Origin of the sequence: Streptomyces sp. NPDC051214, assembly GCF_040682375.1 — a bacterium.
Lineage (GTDB): Bacteria > Actinomycetota > Actinomycetes > Streptomycetales > Streptomycetaceae > Streptomyces.
In genome coordinates this window covers 572,051-582,068 of the sequence record NZ_JBFBAT010000005.1, presented here as the reverse complement: position 1 = coordinate 582,068, position 10,018 = coordinate 572,051, and the positions used below count along the sequence as shown (strand labels likewise).

At 70.7% G+C, this 10,018-nt stretch carries 9 protein-coding genes; 3 read left to right on the top strand and 6 right to left on the bottom strand.

The features are described 5' to 3' along the window. The 3 genes from AB0M70_RS16585 to glgB form a co-directional block, all read left to right on the top strand. Window positions 1-903, top strand: a 903-nt coding sequence (locus AB0M70_RS16585; RefSeq protein ID WP_365820663.1) for an alpha-glucosidase C-terminal domain-containing protein, incomplete at its 5' end; no start/stop codon positions are given. A 120-nt stretch (window positions 904-1,023) separates the two neighbouring features. After that, window positions 1,024-2,436 (top strand): maltokinase, encoded by a 1,413-nt coding sequence (locus AB0M70_RS16580; RefSeq protein WP_365820662.1) that lies wholly within the window; start codon window positions 1,024-1,026, stop codon window positions 2,434-2,436. Between the two features lie 26 nt (window positions 2,437-2,462). After that, a complete protein-coding gene (gene glgB / locus AB0M70_RS16575; protein WP_365820661.1) occupies window positions 2,463-4,766 on the top strand; it encodes a 1,4-alpha-glucan branching enzyme in 2,304 nt (767 codons plus the stop codon). Here the strand turns inward: glgB and AB0M70_RS16570 are convergent. From AB0M70_RS16570 to AB0M70_RS16545, 6 genes are all read right to left on the bottom strand, one after another. Then, window positions 4,723-6,987 carry a helicase gene (locus AB0M70_RS16570; protein WP_365820660.1) on the bottom strand — a complete coding sequence of 755 codons (2,265 nt, stop codon included), beginning with the start codon at window positions 6,985-6,987 and terminating at the stop codon, window positions 4,723-4,725. The two genes, glgB and AB0M70_RS16570, sit on opposite strands and share 44 nt — an antisense overlap. 149 nt (window positions 6,988-7,136) lie before the next feature. After that, a complete protein-coding gene (gene trxA, locus AB0M70_RS16565; protein ID WP_365820702.1) occupies window positions 7,137-7,475 on the bottom strand; it encodes a thioredoxin in 339 nt (112 codons plus the stop codon). Between the two features lie 26 nt (window positions 7,476-7,501). Further along, a complete protein-coding gene (locus AB0M70_RS16560) occupies window positions 7,502-7,894 on the bottom strand; it encodes a MerR family transcriptional regulator (protein WP_363209362.1) in 393 nt (130 codons plus the stop codon). Between the two features lie 45 nt (window positions 7,895-7,939). After that, window positions 7,940-8,302, bottom strand: coding sequence for a VOC family protein (locus tag AB0M70_RS16555; protein WP_365820659.1), 363 nt, complete (start codon window positions 8,300-8,302; stop codon window positions 7,940-7,942). Between the two features lie 48 nt (window positions 8,303-8,350). Further along, the gene (locus AB0M70_RS16550; protein ID WP_365820658.1) at window positions 8,351-9,235 is read right to left on the bottom strand and encodes an NAD(P)-binding domain-containing protein; all 885 of its coding nucleotides are present in this window, start codon (window positions 9,233-9,235) and stop codon (window positions 8,351-8,353) included. A gap of 140 nt (window positions 9,236-9,375) precedes the next feature. Continuing rightward, window positions 9,376-9,981: a disulfide bond formation protein DsbA gene (locus AB0M70_RS16545; RefSeq protein WP_365820657.1), complete on the bottom strand. Its 606-nt coding sequence runs from the start codon at window positions 9,979-9,981 to the stop codon at window positions 9,376-9,378. Window positions 9,982-10,018: the final 37 nt, after the last annotated feature.

Here is a 10,018-nt window from a genome sequence, read left to right as displayed (position 1 = left end):
GACGTCGTCGACTACTTCGGCGACTTCAAAGACGGCGGCGACGAATGCCACATGGCCTTCCACTTCCCCGTCATGCCCCGCATCTTCATGGCCGTGCGCCGCGAATCGCGCTACCCCGTCTCCGAAATCCTCGCGAAAACCCCCGCCATCCCCTCCGGCTGCCAATGGGGCATCTTCCTGCGCAACCACGACGAGCTCACCCTCGAAATGGTCACCGACGAAGAACGCGACTACATGTACGCGGAATATGCCAAAGACCCGCGCATGCGCGCCAACATCGGCATCCGCCGCCGCCTGGCCACCCTCCTGGACAACGACCGCAACCAGATCGAACTCTTCACCGCACTCCTGCTCTCCCTGCCCGGCTCCCCGATCCTCTACTACGGCGACGAGATCGGCATGGGCGACAACATCTGGCTCGGCGACCGCGACGCCGTGCGTACGCCGATGCAGTGGACACCCGACCGCAACGCCGGCTTCTCCTCCTGCGACCCGGGACGCCTCTACCTCCCCACGATCATGGACCCCGTCTACGGCTACCAGGTCACCAACGTCGAAGCCTCCATGTCATCGCCCTCCTCCCTCCTGCACTGGACCCGCAGGATGATCGAGATCCGCAAACAGAACCCCGCCTTCGGACTCGGCTCCTACACGGAACTTCCGTCGTCGAATCCGGCGGTGATCGCTTTCCTGCGCGAGTACAAAGACGATCTGGTCCTTTGCGTGCACAACTTCTCGCGGTTCGCGCAGCCCACGGAACTGGATCTGCAGACCTTCAACGGCCGGCATCCGGTGGAGCTGATCGGTGGGGTGCGTTTCCCGGCCATCGGCGAACTGCCCTATCTGCTGACTCTGGCCGGACATGGCTTCTACTGGTTCCGGCTGCGCAGGGACCAGGCGTAGGCTCCAGCCCTGTTACTCCCGGGCGGGGCGGTTTCCACCGCCCCGCCTCGGGAACTCTTCCCGCACAACCGGCACTCCCGCACTTCTCCCTTGTCCGCACCGCGGAAAGGACGCGACGCCATGTCGGAAGCCGTCACCCGCCCGGGCATCACCGCGGACGCGCTGCTCGCCTCGCTCGATCCGCTGCTCCGCGCGTGGCTGCCACGGCAGCGCTGGTTCGCGGGCAAAGGCCGCCCCATCACCGAGTTCTCCGTCGTCACGGCGACCGAGCTGCTGCCGCCGACCTCCGAGTCGGGCCTCCTGCACCTGATCGTGCAGGTCCGCCAGCCCCAGGTGCCGGGACAGGCGGGCGGCGCGCCCCCGCAGCCCGCCGACTGCTACCAACTCCTGCTCGGCGTGCGGCGCGAGCTGCCGCCGCGGCTCGCTCCCGCGCTGATCGGCCATGTGACGCGCGGCCCGCTCAGCGGGTTCACGGTCTACGAGGCGCTGCACGATTCCCGGATGTCCGGATTCCTCCTTGAGGCGCTGCGCACGCAGGCACGCGTCGGCAAGCTGCGCTTCGAGCGCGACCGGCGCAGGGACATAGGCGCGGATCTCGCACCGCGCGTGCTCGCCGCCGAACAGTCCAACTCCTCGCTGGTGTACGGCGACACGTACATCCTGAAGCTGTTCCGCCGCATCGTGCCCGGGTCCAACCCGGACCTGGAGCTGCCTCTGGTGCTGTCCCGCGACGGCTGCGCGCAGGTCCCCCCACCCGCCGCCTGGTTCCTCGCGGACACGGGGGACGACGTGAGCGTCCTCGGCGTGCTCCAGCCCTACCTGAAGGGCACGGTGGACGGCTGGGAGCTGGCCCTCGGGGAGCTCGCCGCCGGGCGCGACTTCAGCGGCGAGGCGCGGGCGCTCGGCCGGGCCACCGCCGAGGTGCACAGGGCGCTGGCGCGCGCGCTGCCCACGGTCACGCTGGGCCGCGCCCAGGTGGAGCTGATCGCCGACGGCATGGCCGACCGCCTGACCACGGCGGCCGGGGCGGTGCCCGCCCTGCAGCCGTACGCCCCCGCGCTGCACACCACCTACGAGGCGCTCGCCGACCTGGGGCGCGGCGAGGAGACCTGGACGGCCCAGCGCATCCACGGTGACCTGCACCTGGGGCAGTGCCTGCGCTCGCCTGCCGGTGAGTGGTCACTGATCGACTTCGAGGGTGAGCCCTCGCGCCCGCTCGCCGAACGCAGGATGCCGCAGCCGCCCGTACGCGACGTGGCGGGCATGCTCCGGTCCTTCGACTACGCGGCGCGCTCCCACGAGTTGTGGGCCCCCGAGTGGGCGGGCGACTGCCGGGCGGCGTATTGCGCGGGGTACGCGGAGGTCGCCGGCCGCGATCCGCGCATGGACCCGGTGCTGCTGCGCGCCTACGAGACGGACAAGGCGGTCTACGAGGTGCTCTACGAGGCCCGCCACCGCCCCGACTGGCTCCCCGTCCCCCTTGCCGCGATCAAACGCCTCGCCACGAACGGCCCCGCCACCGAACCCCACTGACCTGCCATCGCCGAGGAGGCTCCCCCGTGACCCCCCGCCCGCAGCCGCGCAAACCGTCCGACGAGGCCAGCAAGAAGGGCAAGCGGAAGCCGAAGACGCCGAAGCAGGCAGCACAGCCACAGGCCACCCGCCCCAAGTCGCCCGTCCCCCAGGAGGACCGCGCCCGTCTCCTGGGCGGCACCCACCACGACCCGCACGGAGTGCTCGGCGCCCACGTGGTGCGCGAGGGCATCGCCTTCCGCGCGCTGCGGCCGTACGCCCGCTCCGTCGCCGTCGTCGCCAAGGATCTGCGGGCGGAGCTGCGGGACGACGGCGACGGCTTCTTCTCCGGGGTGCTCCCGCTGCGCGAGGTCCCCGACGACTACCGGCTCCACATCACGTACGAGGACACCGAGCTCGAGATCCACGACGCGTACCGCTTCCTGCCCGCGCTCGGCGAGTTCGACCTGCATCTGATCGGCGAGGGCCGCCACGAGCAGCTGTGGCACGCGCTCGGGTCACGCCCGATGGTGCACGAGGGGGCGACCGGCACCCGCTTCACGGTGTGGGCGCCCAACGCCCTGGGCGTGCGCGTGGTGGGAAGCTTCAACTTCTGGGACGGGACGGGTTTTCCGATGCGCTCGCTGGGCGGCAGCGGCGTCTGGGAGCTCTTCGTGCCGTCCGTGGGCGAGGGCGAGCTCTACAAGTACGAGATCACCCGGCCCGACGGCACGAAGACGCACCGCGCCGACCCGCTCGCGCGCCGCACGGAGGCACCGCCCGCCAACTCCTCGGTCGTGCACGAGTCGCACCACGAGTGGCGCGACACGGAGTGGCTGGTGCGGCGGGCGGAGGTGCCGGTCCACCAGGCGCCCTTCTCCGTGTACGAGGTCCATCTGGCGTCCTGGCGCCCTGGCCTGACGTACCGCCAGCTCGCCGAGCAGCTGCCCGCGTACGTCGCCGATCTGGGGTTCACGCACGTCGAGCTGATGCCGGTCGCCGAGCATCCCTTCGGTGGCTCGTGGGGCTATCAGGTCACCGGCTTCTACGCCCCGACGGCCCGCCTCGGCACGCCCGACGACTTCAAGTACCTGGTCGACGCGCTGCACAGGGCGGGCATCGGGGTCCTGATGGACTGGGTGCCCGCGCACTTCCCGCGCGACGACTGGGCGCTCGCCGAGTTCGACGGCCGGACGCTGTACGAGCACGAGGACCCGGGCCGGGCCGCGCACCCCGACTGGGGCACCCTGGAGTTCGACTACGGCCGCAAGGAAGTCCGCAACTTCCTGGTCGCGAACGCCAGTTACTGGTGCGAGGAGTTCCACATCGACGGCCTGCGCGTGGACGCCGTCGCCTCGATGCTGTACCTGGACTACTCGCGCGAGGACGGCGAGTGGACGCCGAACGCGCACGGCGGACGCGAGAACCTGGACGCGGTGGCCTTCCTCCAGGAGATGAACGCCACCGTCTACCGCCGCGCGCCCGGCGTCGTCACCATCGCCGAGGAGTCCACCGCGTGGGACGGCGTGACCCGCGCGACGCACCACGAGGGCCCCGGCGGCTTCGGCGGGCTCGGCTTCGGCCTGAAGTGGAACATGGGGTGGATGCACGACTCCCTCGACTACGTCTCGAAGGAGCCCGTGCACCGCAAGTTCCACCACAACGAGATGACGTTCTCGATGGTGTACGCCTACAGCGAGAACTACGTCCTGCCGATCTCGCACGACGAGGTCGTGCACGGCAAGCGGTCCCTGGTGTCGAAGATGCCCGGCGACTGGTGGCAGCAGCGCGCCAACCACCGGGCCTACCTCGGCTTCATGTGGGCCCACCCCGGCAAGCAACTCATCTTCATGGGCCAGGAGTTCGCGCAGGGCGCCGAGTGGGCGGAGGGCCACGGACCCGACTGGTGGCTGCTCGATCCCGCGTACGGCGCGGAGGCCGACCATCGGGGCGTACGGGATCTCGTGCGCGACCTCAACACCGTCTACCGCGGCCAGCCGTCGCTCTGGCAGCGCGACACCGATCCGGGCGGCTTCGCCTGGGTCGAGGGCGACGCCGCCGAGGACAACGTCTTCGCGTTCCTGCGCTACGCCGAGGAGGAGACGGACGAGGCGCCGCTCCTGGCCGTCTCCAACTTCTCGCCCGTGGTGCGCCACGAGTACCGCCTGGGCGTCCCCGGCGAGTACACCGCCTGGCACGAGGTCCTCAACACGGACGCGGGACGCTACGGCGGCGGCGACGTCACCAACCCGGACCCGGTCAAGACCGAGCCGGTGGCGTCGCACGGCCGACCGGCGTCCCTGCGCCTCACCCTGCCGCCGCTGGCCACGGTGTGGCTGCGACCTGCTTGAGCGCCACCGGCAGCTCCTCGGCGTGCAGGATGCCGAGGCGCTGCGTGGCCCGGGTCAGGGCCACGTACAGGTCACTCGTGCCGTAGCGGCCCGGCTCCACGACCAGGACCGTGTCGAACTCCAGGCCCTTCGCCTGACGCGGGTCGATCAGCACGACCGGCCGCGTCAGGTCCGGGGCCTCCCCGGCCGTCACACCGGGGAGCTTTTCGGCGAGCCGGGCATGCAGCTCGCGCGGGGCGATCACCGCGAGGCGGCCCTCGTCCCGTGCCTCGGCCGCCACCGCGGCGGCCACCTCCGTGGCGAGGTCGTCCGTGTGGTGCGCCCACGGGAGCACCCCGGTGGACCGCACGGAGCTCGGCGGCGCGAAGTCGGGGTACTCGACGCGGGGCACTTCGGCGGCCACGTCCATGATCTCCACGGGGGTGCGGTAGTTGACGCCGAGCCGCGTGTACTCCCAGCGGTCCTCGACGTACGGCGACAGGATCGTCTCCCAGGAGCCGCAGCCGCCGGCCTCCGCCGTCTGGGCGGGGTCGCCGACCAGCGTCATCGAGCGGGTCGGGCAGCGCCGCATCAGCAACCGCCAGGCCATCGCGGAGAGTTCCTGCGCCTCGTCGACGATGATGTGCCCGAAGGCCCAGGTCCGGTCGGCAGCGGCGCGCTCGGCGGCGCTGCGGTGGTCGGCCTCCTCCTGGCGCTCGGCCATCCGCTCGGCGTCGATGATGTCGTGCGCGAGCAGGACCTCCGACTCGTCGTCGTCCTTGTCCTCGAACTCGTAGGTCCGGGACGCGTACGACACGTCGAGCACGCCCTGTGCGTAGGCGATCTGCTTGGCGCGCTCGGCCTCCGCCATCGCCTTCGCCGCACTGTCGTCGTTGCCGAGCAGCTCGGCCGCCTCGTCGAGCAGCGGGACGTCGGCGGCGGTCCAGGCGGCACCGCGCGGACGCCGGAGCAGCCGGGCGTCCTCGTCCGACAGACGCGTCGGCTCCTCGAGGAAGTCCGTGAGGAAGCCTTCCGGGCTGAGCTGCGGCCACAACGCGTCGATGGCCGCGTGTACTTCGGGACTAGCGGCGATGGCCTTGCCGAGCTGGGCGATGTCGTCGGGGCCGAGGAAGTTCGGGCCGCCGTACGGATCGGCGCCGAGCCGCTCGGCGAGCTGCTCGGTGAGCATGTCGATGACGCGGAAGGCGAAGTGCGGCCGGCCGAGGTTGTGCGGGACGTCCGCCTCGCGGGCCGCCTCCCTGGCTTCGTTCGCGATCGTCCAGTCCAGGACGAGGTCGCCGTCGTCGTGCTCGATGATCACCGGGGAGCCGGGCTCCGGGGTCTGCTGCCGGTCGCGTACGGCGGCGGCGAGCACGTCCGCCATCTCCGCGCGGCCCTTGACCTCGGCCGCCTCGGGGGTGTCGGTGCCGGTGGCACTCACTCCGGGGAACAGCTCGCCGACCGTCGAGAGGAGGACGCCCGTCTCGCCAAGCGCGGGCAGCACCTCGCTGATGTAGCCGAGGAAGGCGGGGTTCGGGCCGACGATCAGGACGGCGCGCTTGGCGAGCAGCTGACGGTGGGCGTAGAGGAGGAACGCGGCACGGTGCAGCGCCACGATCGTCTTGCCGGTGCCGGGGCCGCCCTCGACGACGAGTACGCCGTGGTGCGGGGCCCGGATGATGCGGTCCTGTTCGGCCTGGATGGTCTGCACGATGTCGTGCATGCGCCCGGTGCGGGCCGAGTCGAGCGCGGCCAGCAGCACCTCGTCGGCGTCCGCACCCTCGTGCCCGGTGCGTGTGGTGTCGCCGAGGTCGAGGATCTCGTCGTGCAGGGCCGTGACGTCGCGGCCCTCGGTCGTGATGTGCCTGCGCCTGCGGAGACCCATCGGGGTGTGACCGGTCGCGAGATAGAAGGGGCGCGCCACGTCCGCTCGCCAATCGATCACGAGCGGGGTGCGTTCGGTGTCGGACGCGCGGATTCCGATGCGTCCGATGTGGTGATCACGGCCGTCGCGGAATTCGAGCCTGCCGAAGCAGAGGCCGTTCTCTCCCGCGTCGAAGGCGGCCAGCAGTCCGGACCGCTCGGCCACCAGGACGTCACGCTCAAGCCTGGCCTGCAGACCGTTGCCGACCTGCGTCAACGACGCCCGCACGGCGGCTTGTGCCTCCTCGCGCAGCGCGTCGAGGCGCGCGTACAGCCCGGAGACGAATTGCTGCTCTTCCCGCAATTCCTCGGTTGACAATTCAGCCCCTCGCCAGTTACAGTGCTCTTATACAGATTCTCGCGATATCGGTATGCCCAGATGGGTATGAGGTCGCGAAAGGATCTAATATACGCGAAGAAATACCCCGGACGTCAATTCGTCCGGGGTATTTCTCTTTCTGCATGTGCTCAGAGCACCTCGGCCTCCGCGAGCTCGGCAAGGAGTTTGCGCTTGGGGCGCGCGCCCACCATGGACTTCACCGGCTCACCGCCCCGGAAGACCAGCAGGGACGGCACCGAGAGAATCCCGTACGCCATCGCCGTCTCCGGGTTGTGGTCCACGTCCAGCTGCACGATCTTCAGCCGGTCCGCCTCCTCGCGCGAGATCTCGCTCAGCACCGGCGCGAGCTGCCGGCACGGCCCGCACCACTGGGCCCCGAACTCCACGAGCACCGGCAGCTCCGCCTTGAGCACCTCCCCCTCGAAGTCCGCGTCCGTCACCTCGGCCACGCCGTCCGCCTTGACCATCGCCATGCCGTGCTCCTCCCTCCCCCTCAGCCCGTCAGCCCACACCGGGGCTCCGGGCCATCCGGGATCGCCGCCTCGGCGCGCACCAGCTGCGCCCCGACCTGTTCGCGCACGGCCGTCAACTCACCGATCAGTGCGTCGAGTTCACCGAGCTTGCGGCGGTACACGTCGAGTGAGGCAGGGCAGGAGTCGCCCGCCGGATGCCCCGAGCGCAGACACTCCACGAACGGCCGCGTCTCCTCCAGATCGAACCCGAAGTCCTGCAGGGTCCTGATCTGCTCGAGGAGACGCACGTCGTCCTCGTCGTAGGTGCGGTAGCCGTTGCCACTGCGACGAGCGGGCAGCAGCCCCCGTGACTCGTAGTACCGAAGCGTCCGCGTGGTGGTGCCGGCCCGCTCCGCAAGTTCGCCGATGCGCATGCGTACGACGGTAATCCTTGACGCAGGCGTCAAGGCCAGCCCGATTCAGGGACTCCCCGGCGGCTGGTGGAGGCCGAAGGGCGAGCCCTGGTCGTCCTTGCAGAGGCGGAACCGACCGAAGGTGGCGTCCGACTCCTCGCTCTCGCCGCCGAGGGGCGCCTCGACGGTCCCGCCCAGTCTGATGACCGCGGCCAGGGCCGTCTCCAGGTCGTCCACCCGGAAGAAGAGATAGGGCGCGGCCCCCGCGTCACCGCCGTGCAGGCCGCCGGGCACGCCCGGGGTCCCGATCACGTATCCCTGCCCCGACGGTCCCGGTTCGAAGGTCCAGCCGAGCAGTTCCCCGTAGAAGGCCCGCCCGCGCTCCGGGTCCTCGACGCCGATCTCGAAGAAACTCGGTTCACCGGTCATCGCACGGCTCCCACTCTGTGACGGCGGTCACTTTCACCGTACGCCGCTTCAGCGTGCGCCGCGTACGGCCTCGATGGTGGCCGTCCAGCCGTCGGCGCCGTGCCCCTTGGCGATGGCCCGGTCGAGGACCGCCTTGATGCCGCTCAGGGCGCCGACGTCCAGGCCCCGGTGCTCGGAGGCGTGGATGATGTGATCGACGTTGGCGGCCTCCGTGACCAGCGGGGCCTGCTCGCCCGGGTACACGCCGGAGTCGACCTCGACCGCCGTCGACTCGACGGCCTCCGGGAAGATGGAGAGCAGGGCGCTCATGTAGGGGGCAAGCTCCGCGCCCTTCACGCCGTCCGCCCCGGCCAGCGCGAAGGCGTGCACGAGGCCGGACATGCTGGTCCAGAAGAAGTCGAGCAGGGCGTTGTCGTAGACGGCGGCGAGTCCGTGGTCCTCACCGAGGTACACGGTGTTGCCGCCGAGCACCCTGAGGGTGCTCTCGTGCCGCTCGAACACCGGCCTCGGGCCGCTGTGGAACAGCAGCGCGTCGGCGGTGCCGATCACTGTCACCGGCACGAGGATGGCGCCGTCCAGATAGTCGATGCCGTGCCCGGCGGCCCAGGCCGCCGCCTCACGCGAGCGCTCCGGGGTGTCCGAGGTGAGGTTGACCAGGGCGCGCCCCGACAGGTCGGCGGCGAGCGGGTCGAGCACGGCCTGCGAGACGGCGTAGTCGTAGAGGCAGACGACCACCACATCCGAGGCGCGGACGGCCTCGGCCGCGGTCGCGGTACGCGTGGCCCCCCTGGCGACCAGGTCATCGCCCTTGCCGGGCGTGCGGTTCCAGACGGTGGTGGGGTGCCCGGCCCCCAGGAAGGCGCCGGCGAGGGCCTGGCCCATGGCGCCGAGGCCGAGAACGGTCACTGAGGTCTTGTGCTGCTGATTCGTCATGTCGACCATGCTTGGCGAGCGCCCGCCTCCTCACAAGTACGGACTAATTAGTCAGGTACTTACGAAAAGGTAAGCGTGGGACGGGACTTGAGACCCGGCGGCCGGTCCGGAAATCAGCCGAAGTGCCAAGTGCCCGGAAATCAGCCGAAGTCGAGTGCGCCGTACGCCCGCTTCAGCTCGCAGAAGCTCTGCACGCCCGCCATCAGCACCACCCCGTCCCACAGCCGTCCCGCCGCCTCGCCCTTCGGCGCGGGCGAGACGACCGGGCCGAAGACGGCGCCCACGCCGTGGACGGACAGGACCGGCGTCCCCACGTCGGGGCCGGCCAGTGCGATGCCCTGCTCGTGCGAGGCCCGCACGGCTGCGTCGTACTCCTCCGTCCAGGCCACCGCCGCGAGTTGCGTGGGCAGACCGGCGTCGGCGAGTGCGGGCTCGACGCCGTCCCACTCGTCCCGTTCGTGCAGCCGCACCCCGAGCGCGTCGAGATACCGGCCCAGCGCCTCGCTCCCGTGCCGCGCGGCCACCGCCGCGCAGACCCTGCCCGGCCCCCGCATGTAGTCGCCCCACTGCCCCTCGGGGTCCTCGGGGTCGACGTCGAGGTGTTCGTTGAGCACCGAGAGGCTCATCACCCGCCAGCGCACGCGGACGTCCCGCACCCGCTCGACCTCCCGGATCCACCGGGAGGTCAGCCAGGTGTAGGGGCAGACGGGATCGAACCAGAAGTCGACGTCCTGTGGCGCGGTCATGCAACTACCGTACGGGGAAGGTGAGTTGCAGCGCTTG

What these genes read in the sequence shown, in the direction of transcription:
- AB0M70_RS16580 (WP_365820662.1), top strand. Translation starts at nt 1,024, where the DNA reads ATGTCGGAAGCCGTCACCCGCCCGGGCATCACCGCGGACGCGCTGCTC.
- trxA (WP_365820702.1), bottom strand. Translation starts at nt 7,475, where the DNA reads ATGGTCAAGGCGGACGGCGTGGCCGAGGTGACGGACGCGGACTTCGAG.
- AB0M70_RS16560 (WP_363209362.1), bottom strand. Translation starts at nt 7,894, where the DNA reads ATGCGCATCGGCGAACTTGCGGAGCGGGCCGGCACCACCACGCGGACG.
- AB0M70_RS16555 (WP_365820659.1), bottom strand. Translation starts at nt 8,302, where the DNA reads ATGACCGGTGAACCGAGTTTCTTCGAGATCGGCGTCGAGGACCCGGAG.
- AB0M70_RS16550 (WP_365820658.1), bottom strand. Translation starts at nt 9,235, where the DNA reads ATGACGAATCAGCAGCACAAGACCTCAGTGACCGTTCTCGGCCTCGGC.
- AB0M70_RS16545 (WP_365820657.1), bottom strand. Translation starts at nt 9,981, where the DNA reads ATGACCGCGCCACAGGACGTCGACTTCTGGTTCGATCCCGTCTGCCCC.